19 protein-coding genes are annotated in these 20,319 nt (G+C 71.6%); 8 read left to right on the top strand and 11 right to left on the bottom strand.

The genetic code is table 11. From position 1 onward, the window contains the following. Positions 1-23 precede the first annotated feature (23 nt). Positions 24-1,862, top strand: coding sequence for a glycoside hydrolase family 15 protein (locus ABT061_RS35130; protein WP_350926197.1), 1,839 nt, complete (start codon positions 24-26; stop codon positions 1,860-1,862). Between the two features lie 68 nt (positions 1,863-1,930). Here ABT061_RS35130 and cbiE read toward each other — a convergent pair whose 3' ends face one another. Next, the gene (gene cbiE, locus ABT061_RS35135) at positions 1,931-3,160 is read right to left on the bottom strand and encodes a precorrin-6y C5,15-methyltransferase (decarboxylating) subunit CbiE (protein WP_350926199.1); all 1,230 of its coding nucleotides are present in this window, start codon (positions 3,158-3,160) and stop codon (positions 1,931-1,933) included. 148 nt (positions 3,161-3,308) lie between these two features. Further along, on the bottom strand, positions 3,309-3,707 hold the full coding sequence (locus ABT061_RS35140) for a TIGR03618 family F420-dependent PPOX class oxidoreductase (RefSeq protein ID WP_350926201.1): 399 nt from the start codon (positions 3,705-3,707) through the stop codon (positions 3,309-3,311). Positions 3,708-3,962: 255 nt separating this feature from the next. Between ABT061_RS35140 and ABT061_RS35145 the strand changes: the two genes are divergently transcribed. Continuing rightward, complete coding sequence (locus tag ABT061_RS35145; RefSeq protein ID WP_350926203.1) at positions 3,963-4,436, top strand: low molecular weight protein-tyrosine-phosphatase; 474 nt, start codon at positions 3,963-3,965, stop codon at positions 4,434-4,436. A gap of 83 nt (positions 4,437-4,519) precedes the next feature. Here the strand turns inward: ABT061_RS35145 and ABT061_RS35150 are convergent, their stop codons facing one another. Further along, on the bottom strand, positions 4,520-5,317 hold the full coding sequence (locus ABT061_RS35150; protein ID WP_350926205.1) for an ABC transporter permease: 798 nt from the start codon (positions 5,315-5,317) through the stop codon (positions 4,520-4,522). A 35-nt stretch (positions 5,318-5,352) separates the two neighbouring features. Beyond that, positions 5,353-6,258 (bottom strand): ABC transporter ATP-binding protein, encoded by a 906-nt coding sequence (locus ABT061_RS35155; protein WP_350926207.1) that lies wholly within the window; start codon positions 6,256-6,258, stop codon positions 5,353-5,355. Between the two features lie 168 nt (positions 6,259-6,426). On the opposite strand from ABT061_RS35155, the gene ABT061_RS35160 reads away from it, so the two are divergent. Together ABT061_RS35160 and ABT061_RS35165 are read left to right on the top strand one after the other, a co-directional pair. Next, a complete protein-coding gene (locus ABT061_RS35160; protein ID WP_350926209.1) occupies positions 6,427-7,572 on the top strand; it encodes a sensor histidine kinase in 1,146 nt (381 codons plus the stop codon). Next, the gene (locus ABT061_RS35165; protein WP_350926211.1) at positions 7,569-8,240 is read left to right on the top strand and encodes a response regulator; all 672 of its coding nucleotides are present in this window, start codon (positions 7,569-7,571) and stop codon (positions 8,238-8,240) included. Before ABT061_RS35160 ends, ABT061_RS35165 begins: the two co-directional genes overlap by 4 nt. Before the next feature lie 59 nt (positions 8,241-8,299). Here the strand turns inward: ABT061_RS35165 and ABT061_RS35170 are convergent, their stop codons facing one another. Genes ABT061_RS35170 through ABT061_RS35180 form a run of 3 tightly spaced genes read right to left on the bottom strand, consistent with a single transcriptional unit; the run spans position 8,300 to position 11,951 of the window. Next, a complete protein-coding gene (locus ABT061_RS35170; protein WP_350926213.1) occupies positions 8,300-9,268 on the bottom strand; it encodes an FAD binding domain-containing protein in 969 nt (322 codons plus the stop codon). Then, entirely contained in the window at positions 9,265-9,441 is a 177-nt protein-coding gene (locus tag ABT061_RS35175) for a hypothetical protein (RefSeq protein ID WP_350926215.1), read from the bottom strand. Before ABT061_RS35175 ends, ABT061_RS35170 begins: the two co-directional genes overlap by 4 nt. After that, positions 9,438-11,951: a molybdopterin-dependent oxidoreductase gene (locus ABT061_RS35180; RefSeq protein WP_350926217.1), complete on the bottom strand. Its 2,514-nt coding sequence runs from the start codon at positions 11,949-11,951 to the stop codon at positions 9,438-9,440. The genes ABT061_RS35175 and ABT061_RS35180 overlap by 4 nt, the downstream gene beginning before the upstream one ends. A gap of 93 nt (positions 11,952-12,044) precedes the next feature. On the opposite strand from ABT061_RS35180, the gene ABT061_RS35185 reads away from it, so the two are divergent. Beyond that, positions 12,045-12,587, top strand: coding sequence for a TetR/AcrR family transcriptional regulator (locus ABT061_RS35185; protein ID WP_350926219.1), 543 nt, complete (start codon positions 12,045-12,047; stop codon positions 12,585-12,587). Positions 12,588-12,753: 166 nt separating this feature from the next. Here ABT061_RS35185 and ABT061_RS35190 read toward each other — a convergent pair whose 3' ends face one another. Both ABT061_RS35190 and ABT061_RS35195 read right to left on the bottom strand, forming a co-directional pair. Next, positions 12,754-13,671, bottom strand: a complete 918-nt coding sequence (locus ABT061_RS35190) for a Sco1979 family transcriptional regulator (protein ID WP_350926221.1) — start codon at positions 13,669-13,671, stop codon at positions 12,754-12,756. Positions 13,672-13,801: 130 nt separating this feature from the next. Continuing rightward, on the bottom strand, positions 13,802-14,038 hold the full coding sequence (locus ABT061_RS35195) for a DUF397 domain-containing protein (protein WP_350926223.1): 237 nt from the start codon (positions 14,036-14,038) through the stop codon (positions 13,802-13,804). Positions 14,039-14,267: 229 nt separating this feature from the next. Between ABT061_RS35195 and ABT061_RS35200 the strand changes: the two genes are divergently transcribed. The 3 genes from ABT061_RS35200 (at position 14,268) to ABT061_RS35210 (ending at position 16,708) form a co-directional block, all read left to right on the top strand. Beyond that, the gene (locus tag ABT061_RS35200) at positions 14,268-14,771 is read left to right on the top strand and encodes an ATP-binding protein (RefSeq protein ID WP_350926225.1); all 504 of its coding nucleotides are present in this window, start codon (positions 14,268-14,270) and stop codon (positions 14,769-14,771) included. Positions 14,772-14,937: 166 nt separating this feature from the next. Continuing rightward, positions 14,938-15,753, top strand: coding sequence for an SAM-dependent methyltransferase (locus tag ABT061_RS35205; protein ID WP_350926227.1), 816 nt, complete (start codon positions 14,938-14,940; stop codon positions 15,751-15,753). Between the two features lie 136 nt (positions 15,754-15,889). Further along, complete coding sequence (locus tag ABT061_RS35210) at positions 15,890-16,708, top strand: SAM-dependent methyltransferase (protein ID WP_350926229.1); 819 nt, start codon at positions 15,890-15,892, stop codon at positions 16,706-16,708. A gap of 208 nt (positions 16,709-16,916) precedes the next feature. Here ABT061_RS35210 and ABT061_RS35215 read toward each other — a convergent pair whose 3' ends face one another. Together ABT061_RS35215 and ABT061_RS35220 are read right to left on the bottom strand one after the other, a co-directional pair. Beyond that, positions 16,917-19,277 (bottom strand): glycoside hydrolase family 65 protein, encoded by a 2,361-nt coding sequence (locus tag ABT061_RS35215; RefSeq protein ID WP_350926231.1) that lies wholly within the window; start codon positions 19,275-19,277, stop codon positions 16,917-16,919. Continuing rightward, a complete protein-coding gene (locus ABT061_RS35220; RefSeq protein WP_350926233.1) occupies positions 19,277-20,017 on the bottom strand; it encodes an HAD family hydrolase in 741 nt (246 codons plus the stop codon). The genes ABT061_RS35215 and ABT061_RS35220 overlap by 1 nt, the downstream gene beginning before the upstream one ends. Positions 20,018-20,319: the final 302 nt, after the last annotated feature.

Consider the following 20,319-nt stretch of genomic DNA (forward strand, 5'->3'; position numbering starts at 1 on the left):
GCTCGCGACCTGGGAGGGCCGACATGACAGCAGCACGGCCCGGCCCTCAGGACCCGGCGGGAGCCCCCGGATACCCGCCCATCGCCGACCACGGGTTGATCGGTGACCTGCGCACCGTGGCGCTGGTGGACACCCGCGGCACGATCGACTGGTACTGCTGCCCGCGCTTCGACGCGCCGAGCGTGTTCGGCTCGATACTGGACACCGCCCAGGGCGGCTCGTTCGAGCTGGGCACCGATGTGCCCGCGAGAACCAGGCAGTTCTACTTCCCGGACACCAACGTGCTGATCACCCGGTTCTCCGCGACCGACGGGGTGGGCGAGATCCAGGACTTCATGCCGGTCGTCGACGACTGCGGCGAGTGCGACCGGCACCGGCTGATCCGGCGGGTGAGATGCGTACGGGGATCACTGCCGTTCCGGGCACGGGTGGCTCCCAGGTTCGACTACGGCAGGCAGTCCCACATCCTGAGCATGCGGGACGGCCGGGCGATCTTCGAGTCACCGTCGCTCCGCCTGACCCTCGCCTCCAGCGCGACCCTGGAGGCGGACGGTCAGGACGTACGCTCGGAGTTCAAGCTCAACGAGGGCGAGTGGGCGGTGTTCGCCCTCGACAGGCTCAGCGATGACCTGGCCCCGCGCCCGTGCCCGATCGAGGAGGCCGAGGAGCAGTTCACCGCCACCGTCGCGTTCTGGCGCCGCTGGCTGTCGGCGTCGCGCTACCGCGGCCGGTGGCGGGAGATGGTGCACCGCTCCGCGCTCACACTGAAGCTCCTCACCTACGCGCCCACCGGCGGGATCGTGGCCGCCGCGACGACCAGCCTGCCCGAGCGGATCGGCGGGGAGCGCAACTGGGACTACCGGTACGTCTGGATCCGCGACTCGGCGTTCTGCGTGTACGCGCTGCTCAGGCTGGGCTTCGGCGAGGAGGCCGAGGCGTTCATGAACTTCCTGTCCAAGCACGTCAGCCACGACTGCGGCGGCCCCTCCGGGCCGTTGCAGATCATGTACGGCATCGACGGGCGCACCGAACTGCCCGAGGTCGAGCTACCCCACCTGGAGGGCTACCAGGGCTCGGCCCCGGTGCGCGTCGGAAACGCCGCCGTGGACCAGCTCCAGCTGGACATCTACGGCGCTCTCCTCGACTCGATCTACCTCTACGACAAGTGGCACCGGCCGATCTCCAGCGACCTGTGGGAGGAGGTCCACCTCCTGGTCGACTGGGTCTGCGACAACTGGGACCGGCCGGACGAGGGCGTGTGGGAGACCCGCGGCGGGCGCAAGAACTTCGTCTACTCGCGGCTGATGTGCTGGGTGGCGATCGAACGGGCCATGCGGATGGCCGCCCACCGCGGCCTGCCCGCCGACACGCAGCGCTGGCAGCTGGCCCGCGACGCGATCTACCGGCAGATCATGCGGCGCGGCTGGTCGGAGCGGCTGCGGGCGTTCGTCCAGCACTTCGACGACGACGTCCTCGACGCCTCGGTGCTGATGATGCCGCTGACCAAGTTCATCTCCCCCACCGACCCCAAGTGGCTGTCCACCCTCGACGCGCTCGGCGCGAACCTGGTGTCGGACGCGCTGGTCTACCGCTACGACCCCTCGGTCAGCCCGGACGGGCTACACGGGCAGGACGGCACGTTCTCGATCTGCTCGTTCTGGTACGTCGAGTCGCTCACCCGCGCCGGGCGCCTGGACGAGGCGCGGCTGGCGTTCGAGAAGATGCTCACCTACGCCAACCACCTCGGCCTGTACGCCGAGGAGATCGGGCAGACCGGCGAGCAGCTCGGCAACTTCCCGCAGGCCTTCACCCACCTCTCGCTGATCAGCGCCGCGTTCAACCTCGACCACGCCCTGGGCTGATCCCCCGGCCACGGCGGGCGGGCGCCCAAGACCCGGACCGCCAGGAGCACCCGTGCCGACCGGGCCGCTCAGCGGGCGCTGTCCCGAACCGGCGGCTTGACCACGGTCCAGATCGTGACGGGCGCCATGGGCCGCCAGCCGGTGAAGCCACCGGCCGGGGCGGTCCTGCTGACCGCCAGCCGGACCAGGTCTCCACCGAGTTCCCCCTGCCAGGAGGCCAGAACCGCCTCCGACTCGACGGTCACCGCGCCGGCCACCAGCCTGCCGCCCGGTCGCAGCGCCTCCCAGCAGCCCTCCACCACCCCGGGAACGGTCACCCCACCGCCGATGAAGACGGCTCCCGGCGCCTTCAGCCCGGCGAGTGCGGCGGGGGCGGCACCGGTCACCACGTCGAGACCGGGAACTCCCAGCGCCGCGGCGTTACGGGCGATCACGTCCGCCCGTGAGGGGTGGGATTCCACCGCGACGGCCCGGTTCTCCGGATGGGCACGCATCCACTCGACACCGATGCCGCCCGCCCCCGCACCGATGTCCCACAGCAGCTCGCCCGGAGTGGGCGCCAGCCGGGACAGGACGACCGCGCGCACCTCGCTCCCGGTGAGCCGGCCGTCGTGCTCGAACACCTCGTCCGGCAGGCCGGGCAGGCGGGGCAGCGGAACGGTCCCGGCATCGGCACGGCACTCCACGGCGACGACGTTGAGAGCGTGGGCCACCGGCAGGGACCACTGACCGGCCGTACCGGAGATCACCCGCTCCTCGGTGCCGCCCAGCCTTTCCAGGACCGTCATCGCGCTCGCGCCGTAACCTCGGGCGGCGAGCAACCCGGCGACCCCGGCCGGAGTGCGGCCGTCGGCGCTGAGGACCAGGACCCGGCGGCCGTCCTGGACGGCGGGGTGCAGCACCTCGACGGGACGCGCCACGAGGCTGACCACCTCGACCCGGTCGACCGCCCAGCCGAGCCTGGCGCAGGCCAGGGAGACCGACGACGGGTGCGGCAGGATCCGGACCCGGTCGGCGCCGAGCAGCCGTACCAGGGTCGCGCCGATGCCGTGGAACATGGGATCGCCGCTGGCCAGCACGCACACCCGGCGGCCCCGGTGGGGGGCGATCAGCCGGGGCAGGGCGGGGAGCAGCGGGGAGGGCCAGACGACGCGCTCGGCGCTGGGCTCGGGGAGAAGCCCCAGCTGCCGAGCGCTCCCCATCAGGACCTCGGCGGCGTGCAACTCGCGCCGCGCCTCCTGGGAGAGCCCGGCCCAGCCATCGGCTCCGATGCCGACGACGGTGACGAGGTCAGACATCACCCACCCCTTCCCGATGCCGTTTCCACCGGGCGACATGCTAGCCCGGTGCCGGGTCCGGCCGCGGATCGCGGCCAGGCCCGGCGACGGTCAGCCGTGCACCGGTGCGGCGGGTGGGCGCGGGCACGCCGCGACCACCCGCCGCCGCTCAGCTCGCCGGGTTGAAGATGACGTCATCGGGCGTGATCCGCACGGTGATGCGCTGTTCATCCGGCTTACGGAAGGGATAGGACTCCACACCGAGATACTTGTTCGCCAGGCCGTCGATGACCTCGTCCGCGCCCTCCAGCTCCAGCCGGGCCTTCCCCGAGACGCTGACCAGGTGGTAGGCGTTCTGGGGGTCCAGGACGCTCACCGACACGCGCGGGTCCTCGCGCAGGTGACGCTCCTTGGCCCGGCCCACGGCCGTGTTGAAGACGACGTCGTCTCCGTCGACGTCAACCCACACGACCGTGCTGTGCAGCGAACCGTCCGGCCTGACGGTGGTCACCCAGGCATGAATCGGCTGTTTGAGCAGGTTCTTGGCGTCTTCGCTCAGTTTTCCCACGGGAACCTCCACCTCATGGACGATGTCTACAAGGCAGTCGAACATCGCTCGCACGTGATCGATTCCACCTCCGCTGAGAAAACCGCCGGCGATTCGCGGAACCGGGCGCGTCTCGGCGGGCAACCGTCCGGGAGGGCGGCGGTCATCGAGGCTTCGCGGGCGGATCCGGCGCTGAGTCCGCTTCGGCGACGATCCCTTCCCCGGCAGCCCGCGCACCCGGTCGCCGCACCCTCGGCAGACGGCATCCTGGTAGGCATGAGTTATCGCATATGCGTGGTGTGCATGGGAAATATCTGCCGGTCGCCGATGGCCGAGGTCGTGCTGAGAAAGACCCTCGACGAGCACGGCCTCGGAGATCGCGTCACGGTCGACAGCGCGGGCACCGGCGGCTGGCATCAGGGCGACCCGATGGACCCGCGGGCCGCCGAGATGCTCGCCGACCACGGCTACGACGGCTCGCGGCACCGGGCCCGGCAGTTCCTGCGTGACTGGTACGGCCGGATCGACCTGGTGCTGGCCATGGACACCCGCAACCTGAGCGCCCTGCGCCGCCTTGCCCCCAAGGGGGCGGACGTGCGCCTGTTCCGCTCCTTCGACCCCACGGCCCCGGAGGGCTCCGAGGTGCCCGACCCCTACTACGGTGAACGTGAGGGTTTCGCCGAGGTACTGGAGATGGTCGAAGCGGCGAGCAGGGGTCTGGCCGGGCACCTGATGATCACCCTTAGGTGAGACTCCCCCGGCGTTGCTGTTCGGCTCGCTGTGGAGAGCCATCGCCTTTACAAAGTAAGCCGAAGGCCCGGCAGCCGGAAGGATCACACGTCCCGGCGAGCGAGCGCGACGGCGGCCGCGGTGAGCGCGACGACGACGTACAGGAACATCACCGCCAGCGCCGCGGGCGGCGACAGCCCGATCCCGGCGGCCGCCTCGCCCAGCCCGACCGCCACCGGCGGCTCACCCGTGGCCTGGGCGGTCAGGTCCTCCAGCAGCACCGAGCCGATCCTGGCGTTCCACGGATCGGGCAGCAGGAGCGCGAACCTCGGGAACACGTACAGGTACACGACGACGGCGGTGATCGCCCCCGCGGTGGAGCGCAGGACGGCGCCCACGCCTAGCCCGATCATGGCGAGCACCACCACCGACAGCCCCCCGGCGAAGATCTTCGGAAATTCCTGCGACAGTGACGCGGCGAAGTCCGGGATCGGGCGGTCACCGATGATCAACCGGCTGACGAAGAAGGTGATGAAACCGCTCGCCTGCCCCACCGTGAACGCGACGGCGGCCACGACCGCGGCTCTGCACGCCAGCACGACTCCCCGCTGCGGCAGCACCGTGAAGCTGGTGCGGGCCATGCCGGTGGCGTACTCGGAGGTGAACGAGAGCACGCCGAGCACGGCCATGCAGATCTGCACCGGCATCAGGATGATCTGCTCGGGACGCGCCGCGCGCAGGGTGAGCCGCCCCTCGGGCGGCAACCCGTCCCAGAGGCTGCCCACGTACAGGGTGAACACGGCCGCGAGCACGACGAAGACCGCGACGACCGCCAGGACGTACCAGGTGGAGCGGACCGTGCGGAGCTTCAGCCACTCCGCGGCCGGCACGTCGACAGCCATCAGGCCACCCGGTCCCTCGCGCCGCGACAGACCGGTCATCGCCCGCCCGCCCGGTGCTCGACGCTGTCAGCGGTCAGCTCCATGTAGGCCTCCTCCAGGGAGGCACTGCGCGGGGTGACCTCGTGCACGGCGAGGCCGCTCCCCGCGGCCAGGTCACCGATCGCCGCGACGTCCAGTCCCCTGACGACCACTCCCCCGCCCGGCTCCGTCTCGACCGTCGCCCCGGCGGCCTCCAGCACTCCGGTGAGCTCGGCGGCCCGGGGGGAGCGCACCAGCACGCCCCGGTCATGGCGGGCGGCCAGTTCTCCGACCGTGGTCTCGGTGACCAGCCTGCCGCGGCCGATGATCACGAGGCGATCGGCGGTGAGCTCCATCTCGCTCATCAGGTGGCTGGAGAGCAGCACGGTGCGTCCCTCTGCGGCCAGCGAACGCATCAGATGGCGGATCCACCGCACGCCCTCCGGATCGAGCCCGTTGACCGGCTCGTCGAACATCAGCACCCCCGGGTCGCCGAGCAGCGCCGCCGCGATCCCCAGCCGCTGACGCATGCCGAGGGAGAAGCCGCCGACCCGCCTGCGGGCGACTCCGGCCAGGCCGACCTGCTCCAGGACGTCCGTCACCCTGGAGAGCCCTATCCGGTTGCCACGCGCCAGGCAGCGCAGGTGGTCGAGCGCGCTGCGGCCGCCGTGCACCGCGTTCGCGTCGAGCAGCGCGCCGACCTCGCGCATCGGGTACCGCATCGTGGCGTAGCGGCGCCCGTTGACGAGCCCGTGGCCCGAGGTGGGGGCGTCCAGGCCGAGCAGGACGCGCATGGTGGTCGACTTGCCCGCGCCGTTGGGGCCGAGGAAACCGGTGACCAGCCCCGGTTTCACCTGGAACGACAGCCCGTCCAGCACGGCCTTGTCACCGTGGCGTTTGGTCAGCCTCATGATTTCGATCATGTCGTCGAGGCTCTCGCGGGGCGGGTCGCGCCCGCGTCGGCCTACGGCGGGCACTTCACGCTCGGCCCCGGGTCCGACGACGGCGGCCACGGCGCGCGAAGGTGGGCCCCGGGGATGACGTCCTTGAGGTGGAGGCGAGGACACGACCCCGGCGGATACCGTTCCAGCGTGGACGACTCACTCTTCCTGAGCCGCTGGAGCCATGACCGGCTCGTCCGCCTCGATGCCGTGGCGGCGGCCGGATACGCGGTCGCGCTCCTGTTGCTCGCGGCCGGAAGCCCGGATCCCGCGGTGCCCACCTGGGCGGAGTACCTGGTCCTGGCCGGGGTCGCCCTGCCGCTCGCGGTGCGGCGGCTGTGGCCGCTCACCGTCTTCTGCGCCGTCCTCGCGATGTCGCTGGCGTCCGTCCTTCTCGGCCTGGCGCACGACAGGTTCGCGGCGGCGGCCTTCGCGATCTACATGGTGGCGCTCACCCTGCCCCGGCCGCGCGGGGAGCCCACGCTCGCGATCGGCGCCTGCAGCGCGGTGGCCGTCCTGCTGCTGTCGGTGGCGGGTACCCCCGGCCAGGCGGCGAACATCGCCGGGGTGCTGCTGGCAGGAGTGGCCTTCATGGGTGGCGCCTGGATCGCCGGTCGTGCCGTGCGCGAGCGCCGGGCGCACGCGGTGCGGTCGGCCGAGCAACTCGCCGACCGGGCGGTCACCGAGGAACGGCTGCGGATCGCCCGTGAGCTGCACGACGTGGTGGCGCACAGCATGAGCCTGATCGCCGTCAAGGCGGGCATCGCCAACCACGTCGCCGCGGCGCGGCCCGAGGAGGCCGCGGACGCGCTGCGCGTCATCGAGGTCACGAGCCGGGGCGCGCTGACCGAGATGCGCCGGCTGCTGGGTGTGCTCCGCTCCGATCTCGACGCACCACCCGACCTCACCCCCTCCCCCGGTCTGACGGACCTCTCCGTGCTGGCCGGGCAGGCGGCGATGGCCGGGGTCCGCGTCGAACTGGACGTCCGGGCGACCGGCCTGCCGGAGGGAGTGGAGCTGTCGGTGTACCGGATCGTCCAGGAGGCGCTGACCAACGTCGTCAGGCACGCCGCCCCCGCCCGGTGCCGGGTCTCGGTCGAGGCGTCTGCGGGCGAGGTCAGGGTCGAGGTCGCCGACGACGGGCCCGGTGAGCGGGTGCTGCCCGGCGGCCCGGGGCACGGACTGATCGGGATGCGCGAAAGGGTGGCCGTGTACGGCGGGAGTCTCACAGCCGGGCGCCGCCCCGAGGGCGGGTTCGGGATCTCGGCGCGCATGCCGTACGGGGAGGCGCCGTGATCCGGGTGCTCGTCGTGGACGACCAGGCGCTGCTGCGCGGAAGTTTCCGGCTGCTGGTGGACAGCGCCCCCGATCTGGTGACGGTCGGCGAGGCCGGGACGGGTGCCGAGGCGGTGGAGCTGGCCCGCGACGAGTCGCCGGACGTGGTGCTCATGGACGTGCGGATGCCGGAGATGGACGGCATCGAGGCGACCCGGCGCATCTGCGGCCCCACGGGCGTCCTGGGGGCGCGTGTGCTCATACTCACCACGTTCGACCTGGACGAGTACGTCTACGCGGCGCTACGCGCCGGGGCCAGCGGCTTCCTGCTGAAGGACACCCCGCCGGGCGATCTGCTGGCCGCGATCCGGGTGGTCGCCTCCGGCGAGGCGTTGCTCGCCCCGACGGTGACGCGCCGGCTCATCGCCGAGTTCTCCCGGCTCCCGGAACCGGCGCGCCCGGTGGCCCGCGAGCTCGAGGGGATCACCGGACGGGAGCGCGACGTTCTGGCGCTCATCGCCCGGGGGCTGTCCAACACCGAGATCGCCGAGCACCTGACCCTGAGCCTGGCGACCGTGAAGACGCACGTGGGCCGGCTGCTCGGCAAGCTCGGCGCGCGCGACCGGGCCCAGCTCGTCATCGTCGCCTACGAGACGGGGCTGGTCTCGGCCGCGCGACCAGCCCGCTGAGGTGTGTTTCGCGGCTCCTCGCCGTGGCGAGGAGCCGCGCGCCGGTACGGGCGAGCCGGTCAGCGGTGCCCGGCGGTTCCGGTGGCGCGCTCCAGCACCTCCAGGACGGTCCCGGAGAGCAGGGCGAGCTTGTAACGGTTGCGAGCCGCCGGGGTACACCGGGCGGTGGCCAGCCCGGCCGCCCGGTCGAGAGGTTCCCCGGCCAGGAGCGCCTCCTCGACCTCGGGCAGGCGCACCGGGACGCGGGCGACGCCGCCCGCGGCCACCCTGGCGAAGGTGATCCTGCCGCCGTCCATGACCAGCCGCGCCGCCGCCTCCACCAGCGGCCACTCGGCCTCGGACCTGCCGATCGCCCGGTGGTAGGCGGCCCGCTCGCCCGGCACGGACGGCGGCAGGACGACGGACAGCAGGATCTCCCCCGGCCCCAACAGGTGGTCACGGGTGGGGTCGGAGCCATCCCCGTACAGGTCGCCGACCGGGAACGGGACCCCACTGCGGACATCATCGCGGACATCATCACGGACACCGCCGTGGACCTCGGCCAGGGCGTCACAGGCGAGCAGCGCCACCGCCAGTGACGACGGGTGCGGGGCTATGCACGGCCCGGTGTCGACGATCGCGGCGTTCGGGGCGAGCCCGGCGCGGGCCGGGCAGTGGCCGCCGCCGTTCTGGTGGCAGGAGAAGGACGGGCCGCGGAAGTACGCGCAGCGGTTGCGCTGCAGCAGGTTGCCCCCGACCGTGGCCACCTCCCGGATCTGGGGCGTGGCCAGGCCCGCCGCCGTCAGCGTCAGGCAGGGGTGGGCGGCACCGAGACGCGCGTCGGCGGCGACGCGCGCGACCGTGGTCAGCGCGCCGATCCGGACTGCGCCGTCCGGCTGCCAGGCGAGGCCGGTCAGACCGGGCAGGCCGCGCAGGTCCACGTGCGGCCCGGCCGCGCGGCGGCCCATCAGGTCGGTGCCTCCGGCGCGGAACTCGCCCCCGCGCCGCACGGCGTCGCCGAGGTCGTCGAGGTCGGTGAGCACGGTCATCGGACGCCCTCCGGTGCGCGGACCCGGAACCGCCGCTCCGGGGAGAAGGTCAGCGGGACGGCTCCCTCGGGGAGCAGGCGATACGGCCCCGTCGTGCGGGCTTCGGTGCCCGGCTCCGGGGAGAGCGGACCCGCCCCGGGGAATCCGGGAGGCGGCTTCGGGGAGGAGGTCAACGGGAGATCCCTTCGAGGAGCCGGTCGGGGCGGATGGGCAGGTCGTGGGGGCGCCAGCCGGTGGCGTTGTGCACGGCGTTGCCCACCGAGGCGGCCACGCCGACCGTGGAGACCTCGCCGACTCCGACACCGTGGCCGTTGACGTGGTCCCAGCCGTCGCGGTGGAAGTGCACGGTGATCTCGGGAGTGTCACCGATGCCGGGAATGCGGTAGTCGTCGAGGTTGGCGGTCAGCACGGTTCCGGTCACCGGGTCGACCAGGCGTTCCTCGTACAGCGCGTAGCCGATGCCCTGCACGACGCCGCCCTCGCACTGGCTGCGCGCCAGCCGTTCGGCGTAGATGTGGCCCACCGCGATCCCCGCCCACACCCGCAGCGGCCTGACGGCTCCCAGGCGGGTGTCGACCTCGACCTCGGTGACGTGGACGGCGCCGCTGAACCCCCGGCCGAGGGCTATACCGGCCACCGCGACCGGGGTCAGGTAGCCGCGCCGGTCGCGGCGGCGCCTGCCGACGACCCTGGCTCCGTCGGTCAGGCCCAGCTCCCGCAGCCGCCGCGCGGCGTCGCGTACGGCCGGGGCGACCGAGGTCGTGGTGCGGCTGCCGATGGAGGGTGGTCCGTGCACGGTGCCCGTCCTGCCGATCTCGACGCGAACGCGCTCGGCGGGCAGCGCGAGTTCCTCCCGCAGGATGTCGGCGATGACGCTGCGGATGCCGGTCCCGATGTCCTGGGTCGAGGTGGCGGCCACGACCGTGTCGCCCTCGACGCGCAGCTCCACCTCGGTGGCGGGGTCGAGCATGTAGAGCCAGTTGGCGGCGGCCACCCCGACGCCCCTGCGGAAGCGGCCCGTCTGGGAGCCGATCCGCGGCCGGTCGGCCCACAGCGGCAGGGCCAGTGCCCGGTCGTAGAGGGCGTGCCGTTTGCGGTTGCCGTCCCAGCGGCGGCGCAGCGCGATCGGGTCCTCTCCGCGGCGGTGGGCGGCCTCGTCCACCGCCTGTTCCAGCGCCCAGAGCAGGGGCGGCGCCCCAGGTCCGCGGAACGGGGTGCCCGGCGGCTCGTTGGTGACCACGTCGTAGTCGCGGAGCCGCCGGGGCGCGGTGCCGTACATGAGGCGGGCCATCCCGGCGACCATCGATCCGATGGCCACGCCGCCGCGCCCGTGGACGTCCACGGTGAGGGCGGCGAGGTCGCCCCGGTCGTCGGTGAGCAGTTCGAGCGTGGTGCGGGTACCGGGGCGGTTGCCCGCGTCGGTGAGTTCCTCGGCGCGGCCGAACACCACGCGGACCGGTGCGCCGCAGGCCCGGGCGAGCTCGACGGCCGCGACCGTCTCGACGGTGACGCCGCTCTTGGCCCCGAAACCGCCGCCGACGTGATCGGCGACGACGTGGACCCGGTCGGCGGGCAGGTTCCAGCGTCTGGCCGCGTGTTCGGTGACCAGGCCCACGGTCTGGGTGGACAGGTGCAGGTGGAGGTCGCCCTCGCCGTCCCAGCGGGCCACGCAGGCGTGCGGCTCCATCGGGGTGTGGACCTGCACGGCGGTGGTGAACGTGCCGCTCACCAGGCGGGGGTCGGCGTCGCGCCGCGCGGCCTCGATCCGTTTGACGGCGGTGCGTCCGCGCCAGCTCGCCCTGGTGAAGGGGCCGCGCACGTTGCCGTGCCAGCCGCCGGGCAGGTCCAACCCCTCGCTGGAGCTGGGGGCGTGCTTCCTGGTGGACTCGTCGTAGACGGGCGGGGCCTGGGGCGTGTCGTCGAGCGCGGCGGGCATCGGGTCGTAGTCGATCTCCGCGGCCTCCGCGATCGCCAGGGCCTCGCGGCGGGTGGGGGCGGCCACGGCGGCGACGGGCTGGCCCGCGTAGCGGACGGTGCGGTCGGGCGGCAGCAGGTCGATGACGTGCGCGGTGCCGGCGGTCACCGCGGTGACGCGGGCGTGTGCCCTGGTGGAGCGGATGACCACCCCCTCCAGCTGGCCGTCCAGGCGTACGTCGGTGGTGTAGCGGGCCCGGCCGGTGATCTTGTCCATCGCCTCCAGGCGGGCGGGGGTCCCGGCGGCGCCGTCGTGTTCGCCGCGGCAGGCGGCGGCGATCGCCGCGTGGATCCCCTCGTAGGCGCCGCACCTGCACAGGTGGCCCGCCATGGCGGTGGCGATCCGCTCGCGCGGCGGAGCGACGTCGCCGTGCTCGGCGCGCCAGGCGTCGACGAAGGCCGCGGCCTCCACCACGAACCCTGGCGTGCAGTAGCCGCACTGCAGGCCGTCGTGGACCGCGAACGCCCGCTGGACGGGGTGGTCGAGGCCCTCCGCGGTAACGACCTCGCGTTCCTCCAGGATGGCGGCGGGCAGCAGGCAGCTCGCCTGGGGCGTGCCGCCCACCATGACCGTGCAGGCGCCGCAGACTCCGGTGCGGCAGGCGGCCTTGGCGCCGGTGAGGCCGAGCCCGTCGCGCAGGACGTCCACGGCGGCGTCGTCAGGGCATGCGTCCACCGTGGCGGGGACACCGTTCACCGTGATCTTCATAGCTCTCCAGTTGACGTCGTCAACATCTTGTTGACAGTGTCAACCAGATACGTTGACATTGTCAACACGGGTTGCCGGGAAAGGTACGAGCGGATGATGGACGACACCAGGACCCGCCTGGTCGAGAGCGCTCTGAGGCTGCTGCGCGAGGAGGGGCTCGACGCCGTGACGCTGCGCGCCGTCGGCGACCTGACCGGCCTGTCCCGCACGGCCCCCTACCGGCACTTCACCGACAAGACCGCACTGCTGGCCGCGCTCGCCGTCCGGGTCATCGCCGACCTCAGCGCGCACGTCGCCGCGGCGATCTCGCAGGAAGCCGACCGGCGCGACCGGCTGCGGGCCTTCTACCTGAGCTACGTCGAGTACGCCACGGCGCATCGTGAGGAGTACCGGCTGGTGTTCGCCTCGGAGTTCCTCGCGGGCCACCATCCGGAACTGGAGGAGGCGATCGACCAGGTGACGACGGCGCTCGGCATGGCGGGCGCCGGGGAGGGACCGGTGCCCAAGGCCCGGCTGATGGCCCTGCTTTCGACGGCCCACGGCCTCGCGGAACTCGCGGTGGCCGGGCAGTTGGCGCACAAGGGACTCGGCTACGAGGACATCGTCGACGTCCTGGTGGCCCCCTTCGTGGACTGACGGCCCGGAGCCCGGCCACCTCCGCGATCAGAGCGGGGCGCCGTCCTCGCGATCACGGCGCGGGCGGCGCCGGATGATGGCGCGGGAGCGCGGACGCGGCGAGAGCCTCTCCTCAGGGGCGAGACCGCCGGGAGGCGACGCGGCGGCGCTCGCCCCCGCCTCCCGGCTAGCGCTTCCTGCTCAGCTCCTCGCGGATTCCCAGCAGGATCTCGCGGGTGCGGGTGACCGGCTCGGCCTCGATGCACAGGCGCTCCATGACCTCCAGGTAGCTGTCGACGTCGTCGCGCTTCTCCAGGTAGACGGCGCTGGTGAGCTGTTCCAGGTAGACCACGTCGGGCAGGTCGGGCTGGGCGAACCGCAGGATGCTGAAGGGCCCGCCGGCCGCGGCGTGCCCGCCCACACTGAAGGGCACGATCTGGACCGTCACATTGGGCAGTTCGAGCGCCGTCAGGATGTGGTCGATCTGCTCGCACATCACCTGGACCCCGCCGAGCGGGCGGCGCAGCACGGCCTCGTCCAGCACGGCCCACAGGTGGGGCGGCGCGGAGCCGCGCAGCAGCCGCTGGCGCGCCATGCGCAGCCGCACCCGGCGGTCCAGCTCCTCCCGGGAGGCCGAGGGGAAGCCCAGTTGGACGACGGCTCGCGCGTACCCCTCGCTCTGCAGCAGTCCCGGCACGAACTGGACCTCGTAGTTGCGGATGCCGGTGGCCGACTCCTCCAGCCCCACGTACGTCTCGAACCAGCTGGGCAGCACGTCGTTGTAGTTGTGCCACCAGCCGGTGAGGTTGGCCTTCTCGACGAGGGACAGCAGCGGCTCCCGCTCGTCCTCGCTGGTCACGCCGTACAGGGAGAGCAGGTCTGCGACGTCCCTGATCCGGAAGCTGACCCTGCCGAGCTCCATGCGGCTGACCTTCGAGTGCGAGGCCCGGATGGCGTTCCCCGCCTCCTCCAGGGTGATGCCCCGGTGCTCGCGCAGCCGGCGGAGCTGCGCTCCCAGGACGATCCGCAGCACCGTGGAACTGCCCCTCGGCACGGCCATGGGGGTTGGAACGACCGGCTGACCGTCGGCGTGAGGTGTGATCATCTACAGTCCTTTGGGCACGGAACGCGAGCCTGTTCCGACTTCCTTGCGGCGATCGCGACCTTTCACGCTACTCCGCCCGCCAAGCCCAGGCCATAGAGAATTTTATTCTTCAACCACCTCTTGCCGACAGTCAGGTGATCAGGTCGTCGAACTCCCCGCTCTTCACCCCGCGGACGAAGGCGTCGGCCTCACGGCGCGTGTAGATCAGCGCGGGCCCTTCGGGATCGCGGGAGTTGCGCATCGCGACCCTGCCGTCGGGGAGTTCCGCGAGCTCCACGCAGTTGCCGCTGGGGTTGCTGAAGTGGCTCTTGCGCCAGACGATGGCGCCCATCAGGGCTGCCGGCATGCCGTTGTACAGCTGGTTCATCCTCGCCTCTCACCGATTAGGGAGGGAAACAACACCACGAGCATAGAGCTTTTTGTGCAGATGCACGTGCATCTGTACTTGCCTATGCACATTACGGCGTGCAAGATGACTAGACGGATCGCCCTTGCCGCACGATCGCCCACCCCCAAGGTCGTCGATGACTGGTTACCAGAGACATGAAGCCGCACCCATCCGAGCTGAGATCGGAGGGTGGGAACGGTGGCTGTCGATGCTCGATCACCTACTGCCCCCGAGCGGCCTGCCCCCCTGGGCCGGCGGCGAGAGCCACGTCAACCGGCTGCAGATGGCCGTACGCAGCTTTCGCCACGATCCGTGCGCCGCACGGACCGCCCGTGAGTTCACCGCCGGCGCCCTGAGGGCCTGGGAGCTCGAGCAACTGATCGACGACACCGGTGTCGTGGTCTCCGAACTCGTGACCAACGCCGTACGTCACGGCACGCGGAGCGTCCAGCACTCCCGGGCCTGCCCCGAGGTCAAGGTGATCCTCTGCCACACCGAACGCTCGATGCTGTGCGCGGTCACCGACCCCAGCGACCAGGAGCCCTGCCTGCGCGAGCCCGACTACGAGGCGGAGAGCGGCCGGGGACTACAGGTGGTCGACGGCATCAGCGAGATGTGGGGCTGGGCTCCCCTGGAGACCCGCGGCAAGGCGGTATGGGCGGCCTTCGCCCTCCCCGGGAGAGGGGGACGCCACCTGGAGGCCTGCCACTGAGCGCGGCGCGGCCCGTCACCGGCGAAACGGCGCCCAACCGGAGCGCAGGCAGCCGGGCATCAGGAAGACGCGCCGCCAGAAGGGGTTATTGACCGGAAATACATCACCTCGGGGTCTGAAGGCCGATAATGTCCGCTGAAAGCCGCACCGCCGGACGGAGGACATCATGGCGTCGCCGCAACCTGAGCGCCTCAGGTTCGACCCCACGATCCCGAACGCGGGCCGGATAGCCGACTACTTCCTGGGTGGCAAGGACAACTTCGCCGCCGACCGCGACGCCGCGCGGGTGGCGCTCGAACTGGCCCCCGAACTTCCCGCCATGTCGGTGGAGGGACGCAGGTTCCTCGGCCGCGTCGTGCGGTTTCTCGCCGAGACCGGCATACGCCAGTTCATCGACATCGGCTGCGGACTGCCGACCCAGGGCAGCGTGCACCAGATCCTGCACGGCATCGCTCCCGACGCGCAGGTCGTCTACGTCGACAACGACCCGATGGTCGTCGTGCACGCCCGGGCCCTCCTGAAGGAGGACGGCCGGGCCACGGTCATCGAGGCCGACGCCCGCGACCCGGAGGGCCTGCTGGCCCATCCCTGCCTCACCGGCGTGATCGACCTCGATCGGCCCGTGGCGATCCTCCTCTTCTCGTTCCTGACCGACTTCCCGGACGACGCCGAGGCCCTGCGGGTCACCGCCACCCTGAGGAAGGCGATGGCCCCGGGCAGCTACATGGCCATCTCCCACGCTGTCTCGGACCTGTGTCCCGAGAGAACCGCGAGGCTCGCCGACCTCTTTCAGGATCGCGGGTCGATCACCGGTCCCCGCCGCGCGAACCTGCGGACCAGAGCCGAGGTCGAGCCTTTCCTCGATGGGTTGAAACCCGTCGAGCCGGGCCTCGTCTACATTCCCCGATGGCGGCCGGAGGGCGCGGTGCCCCACCGGCCGGACTCCGTCTGGGTCGTCGGCGGAGTAGGCCGCAAGGAATAGACTGCCCCGGAAAACAGCTTGGCCCCTCGATCGTTACCCACGCCCTGACAGTTGAGTGTCACCGGAACCGACCGGGTGCCGAAATCCTCGGACCGCGAGCCGGAGAGGACGTCAGAGGCAACAGAGGAGATGACAGATGAGCGACGCCGACCGGCGACCGGCGGCCGGCCTGAACACGAGCGTGCCCAACATCGCCAGGATGAACGACTACTTCCTGGGGGGCAAGGACAACTTCGCCGCCGACCGTAAGGCCGCCGAGGAAGTGCTCGCCATCGCGCCGGAGATCAGGGCCATGTCCCAGGAGGCTCAGGCCTTCCTACGCCGGGCGACGGGCTATCTCGTCGAGCAGGGCATGACCCAGTTCGTCGTCCTCGGTTCCGGGCTGCCCACCCGCAACAACGTCCACCAGGTGGCCCAGGCGATCGCGCCGGACACCCGCGTGGTCTACGTCGCCGCCGATCCGGTCGTGCTCTCCCACGCCCGCGCCATGCTGGCCACCAACCCCCACACCGCCATCGTCGAGGGTGACGTGCTGCACCCCCGCGAGTTGCTCAACGATCCCGAGCTGCGGCGCCTGATCGACCTGGACCTGCCGGTGGCCGTCCTGATCCTGTCGGCCCTGCAGTTCATCCCCGACGAGGACAACCCGCACAAGAACGTGGCGATCCTGCGCGACTCGGTGCCCGCGGGCAGCCACTTCGCCATCGGCCACGTCGTCTTCGACAGGCGCCCGGAGGCGGCGGGTCCGCTGGTCGACATCTACCGGAAGATCCTCGGCCGCCATGAGGACGCCTCCCGGCGCAGTGACCAGGTGCTGCGCTTCTTCGACGGGCTGGAGCTGGTCGAGCCCGGCCTGGTCTACGTCCGCCACTGGCGCCCCGACAACCCGCTGGCGACGCAGGGCCGTGAGAAGACGTGGACGATGGGCGGGGTAGCCCGCAAGGTCGAATCCTGACCGGTTTCGCCCGTTCCCCTGACGGGCGGGAGGGTGGTCTTCTCGCCGCGGAGCGGGCAGCGCGCGTCCTGCCTGGTGAGCAGGCGAGACGGGGCTGTGATCCTCCTGCGCCGCTTGGCCCGGTCCGCCTGTCCTTGTGCTCCGCCACGTCACCGAGGATTGCCGCAGCCGCTGTGATCGGGTTCGGTGAGCGGCGGCGGGTGTGTTGTCACATGTGTTCGGGATGGCGGGATTTCGGGCGGCGTCCTGGTGGCTGCCGGAGCTCGGGGCGGGGCGGCAGAGGTGGTGTGGGGCGCTGTTGCGGACGCCGGCCGTTGAGCGTGACCGGCCGCTGGTAGTGCCGGATCGTCAGATCGGCTCCCTTGAGCAGGCGGTAGGTGGTGGCGGAACCGGTGATCTCCACTTGCAGGCTTCGGCCCTGGATCTGCACGGTGAACAGCAGCCGGGTGAGGGTTTCCGGCAGGCGGGGCGCGAAGTGGAGTGTGCCGTCCCGGTGGCGCATGCCGCCGAAGCCGGCGACCAGCACCAGCCAGGTGCCGGCCAGGGAGGCGATGTGCAGGCCGTCGCGGGTGTTGTGCTCCAGGTTCTCCAGGTCCATCAGCGCGGCTTCGCCGAGGTAGTCGTCGGCGAGGCGCAGGTATCCGGTCTCGGCGGCGATGATGGCCTGACTGCAGGCGGACAGGGAGGAGTCCCGCACGGTCAGCGGTTCGTAGTAGGCGAAGTTGCGTGACTTCTGCTCCGGGTCGAACGCGTCGCCGCGCAGGTACATCGCCAGGACCAGGTCGGCCTGTTTGACGACCTGTTTGCGGTACAGGTCGAAGTAGGGGAAGTGCAGCAGCAGCGGATACTGATCCTGCCGCGTGCTCGCGAAGTCCCACTTCTGGTGGCGGGTGAATCCGGCCGACTGCTCGTGGACCCCCAGCTCGTGGTTGTAGGGCACGGCCATGGTGTGGGCGGCGGCCCGCCAGGCGGTCGCCTCGTCGTCGTCCACCCCGTAGGAGGCGGCACGGCCGGGATGCCGTCCGGCGATGTCGGCGGCGGCCAGCAGGTTCGCCTGCGCCATGAGGTTGGTGTACAGGTTGTCGTCGGCGATCGCGCTGTACTCGTCGGGTCCGGTCACCCCGTCGATGTGAAAGCGGCCCTGGTGGTCGTGGTGACCGAGCGAGCACCACAGTCGCGCCGTCTCCACCAGCAACTCCACCGCGACGTCGCGCTCGAACTCCTGATCCCCGGTGAAGGCGAGGTAGCGCAGGACGGCGTCGGCGATGTCGGCGTTCACATGAAAGGCGGCGGTACCCGCGGGCCAGTATCCGGAGCACTCCAGGCCCTCGATGGTGCGCCAGGGGAAGGCTGCGCCCTGGAGGCCGAGCTGGGCCGCCCGCTCCCGAGCCGGGGACAGTGTGGACTGCCTCCAGCGCAGCGCTTCGGCCACGGCCTGCGGCACGGTACAGGTCAGCACCGGCAGAACGAAGGTCTCGGTGTCCCAGAAGCAGTGACCGTCGTAGCCGGATCCGGTCAGGCCCTTGGCGGGGATGGCCCGGCACTCGGCGCGGGCACCGGCCTGCAGCACGTGGAAGAGCGCGAACCTCACCGCCTGCTGGATCTCCGCATCACCGTCGATCTCGATGTCGGCGCCGGCCCAGAAATCGTCCAGGTAGCCGCGCTGTTGCGCCACCAGCCCCGGCCAGCCCGTGCTGCGCGCTCCGGCGAGCGCGGCCTCCACCTGGTCGCGCATCGCCGGCAGTGAACGCACCCCCGACCAGCCGTAGGCGACCAGCTTTTCCAGCCGCAGGACCTGCCCGGGGTTCAGCGACGCCGTGATGGTGAACCGGCCGACGTCCGCGCCGCTCTCGCCGTAGGTCTGTGTCGAGTCGGGTCCGGTGACGAGGTGGTCGGCCGCGGCGGCGACCCGCAGGCCGCTGTCGGCGGTGCGGTGGATCAGGCGCAGCCGGGTGCTCTCGGCGAGGTGTTCCTCCGGTCGCAGGGATGTCTCCAGGGCAGCCGAAACCCGCGGGTCGGCGGAGGATGGCCGCGGCAGTTGCTCGTTGGCCAGCAGTTCGGACTGGATGACGACACGGATGGCCGCGTCCAGCGGCTCCACCTCGTAGGCGACGGCGGCGACGGCTCGTTGGGTGAAGGAGACCAGCCGGGTCGAGCGGACCCGGACGGTTCGCCCGGACGGTGAGGTCCACACGCAGGTGCGCCGCAGGACCCCGGCGCGCAGATCCAGCAGCCGTTCATGAGAGCGCAACCGGCCGTAGCGCAGGTCGAACGGCGCATCGTTGACGAGCAGTCGGATGATCTTGCCGTTGGTGACGTTGAGGATGGTCTGGCCGGTCTCCGGATAACCGTAGCCGGCCTCCGCGTACGGCAGCGGGTGCCGTTCGTACACCCCGTTGAGGTAGGTGCCGGGCAGACCGTGCGGTTCCCCTTCGTCCAGGTTGCCACGCCAGCCGATGTGCCCGTTGGCGAGCGCGAACACCGACTCGCTCTGTGCCAGTACCTCCAGGTGCAGGGCGGTCTCCCGCAGACTCCACGGCTCGACCGCGTACGAGGGATGGCTGATCATCACTCCTCCCGAAGCAGCTCGGCCAGGTCCCGCACCACGACGTCCGCGCCGTGCGCGCGCAGCGCGTCCGCCTGATCGGTCCGGTCGACCCCGACGACGTAGCCGAATCCGCCCGCCTGGCCGGCCTCCATTCCGGCCAGCGCGTCCTCGAAGACCGCCGCGCCGGCGGGTGGGACGCCCAGGTCGCGCGCCGCCGCGAGGAAGGTGTCCGGGTGCGGTTTGCCCGCGAGCCCCCGTTCGGCCGCGATCACGCCGTCGATCCGGGTGTCGAAGAGCCGCTCGATGCCGGCCGCGGCCAGGACGGCCTGGCAGTTGGCGCTGGAGGACACGACCGCGGTCGCGAGCCGCGCACCGCGGGCCGCCACCACCAGGCGCACCGACCCCGGATACGCCTGCACTCCGTCCTTGCGGATCTTCTCCAGCACCAGGAGATTCTTGCGGTTGCCCAGGCCGTACACGGTGTCACGCCCGGGCGGATCGCCCGGCTCCCCCTCGGGCAGCACGATGCCGCGCGCGGCGAGGAAGGTACGTACCCCGTCGAAACGCGGGCGCCCGTCGACGTAGGCGTCGTAGTCGTCCACCGCGTCGAACGGGCGGAACCTCTCGCCGTCTCGCCGTCTGAGGAAGTCGTCGAACATCTGCTTCCAGGCGGCCGCGTGCACCACCGCCGTCTTGGTCAGCACGCCGTCGAGATCGAACAGGCAGGCACGGATCTCGTCGGGGATCCCCAACCTCGTCATGGACCACACCTTCCCGGCACGATCCCCACGAATACCTGCGAGTGGGGTTTGACGTGCTCAGGACTCAGCGACTCACGCGACAGCGGGTCGGTCATGAGGTGGACCCGACCCGCGGCCAGGTGGTCGGCGGCACGCCGGCACACCTCCAAGTCCCCGGTTCCTCCGCTGAGAGGCACGGCTGGTGTCCATCCGCGCCTCCAGATCAGCCGTCGGCCGCCGGCGCGGCCTCGCGGCACCGCTCAAGGAGGTGGTGGACGACCAGCAGAAGACCGCCGAGACGGCCACGGGTGAGGGGCGCCCCC

It is taken from the genome of Streptosporangium sp. NPDC002544 (assembly GCF_040295965.1).
Lineage (GTDB): Bacteria > Actinomycetota > Actinomycetes > Streptosporangiales > Streptosporangiaceae > Streptosporangium.

Excerpts from the sequence above, each read along its gene's own strand:
- ABT061_RS35145 (WP_350926203.1), top strand. The coding sequence starts at position 3,963 with ATGAGTTATCGCATATGCGTGGTGTGCATGGGAAATATCTGCCGGTCG.
- ABT061_RS35185 (WP_350926219.1), top strand. The coding sequence starts at position 12,045 with ATGATGGACGACACCAGGACCCGCCTGGTCGAGAGCGCTCTGAGGCTG.
- ABT061_RS35200 (WP_350926225.1), top strand. The coding sequence starts at position 14,268 with ATGCTCGATCACCTACTGCCCCCGAGCGGCCTGCCCCCCTGGGCCGGC.
- ABT061_RS35190 (WP_350926221.1), bottom strand. The coding sequence starts at position 13,671 with ATGATCACACCTCACGCCGACGGTCAGCCGGTCGTTCCAACCCCCATG.
- ABT061_RS35150 (WP_350926205.1), bottom strand. The coding sequence starts at position 5,317 with ATGGCTGTCGACGTGCCGGCCGCGGAGTGGCTGAAGCTCCGCACGGTC.
- ABT061_RS35205 (WP_350926227.1), top strand. The coding sequence starts at position 14,938 with ATGGCGTCGCCGCAACCTGAGCGCCTCAGGTTCGACCCCACGATCCCG.
- ABT061_RS35180 (WP_350926217.1), bottom strand. The coding sequence starts at position 11,951 with ATGAAGATCACGGTGAACGGTGTCCCCGCCACGGTGGACGCATGCCCT.
- ABT061_RS35155 (WP_350926207.1), bottom strand. The coding sequence starts at position 6,258 with ATGATCGAAATCATGAGGCTGACCAAACGCCACGGTGACAAGGCCGTG.
- ABT061_RS35210 (WP_350926229.1), top strand. The coding sequence starts at position 15,890 with ATGAGCGACGCCGACCGGCGACCGGCGGCCGGCCTGAACACGAGCGTG.
- ABT061_RS35130 (WP_350926197.1), top strand. The coding sequence starts at position 24 with ATGACAGCAGCACGGCCCGGCCCTCAGGACCCGGCGGGAGCCCCCGGA.
- ABT061_RS35220 (WP_350926233.1), bottom strand. The coding sequence starts at position 20,017 with ATGACGAGGTTGGGGATCCCCGACGAGATCCGTGCCTGCCTGTTCGAT.
- ABT061_RS35215 (WP_350926231.1), bottom strand. The coding sequence starts at position 19,277 with ATGATCAGCCATCCCTCGTACGCGGTCGAGCCGTGGAGTCTGCGGGAG.
- ABT061_RS35170 (WP_350926213.1), bottom strand. The coding sequence starts at position 9,268 with ATGACCGTGCTCACCGACCTCGACGACCTCGGCGACGCCGTGCGGCGC.
- cbiE (WP_350926199.1), bottom strand. The coding sequence starts at position 3,160 with ATGTCTGACCTCGTCACCGTCGTCGGCATCGGAGCCGATGGCTGGGCC.
- ABT061_RS35195 (WP_350926223.1), bottom strand. The coding sequence starts at position 14,038 with ATGAACCAGCTGTACAACGGCATGCCGGCAGCCCTGATGGGCGCCATC.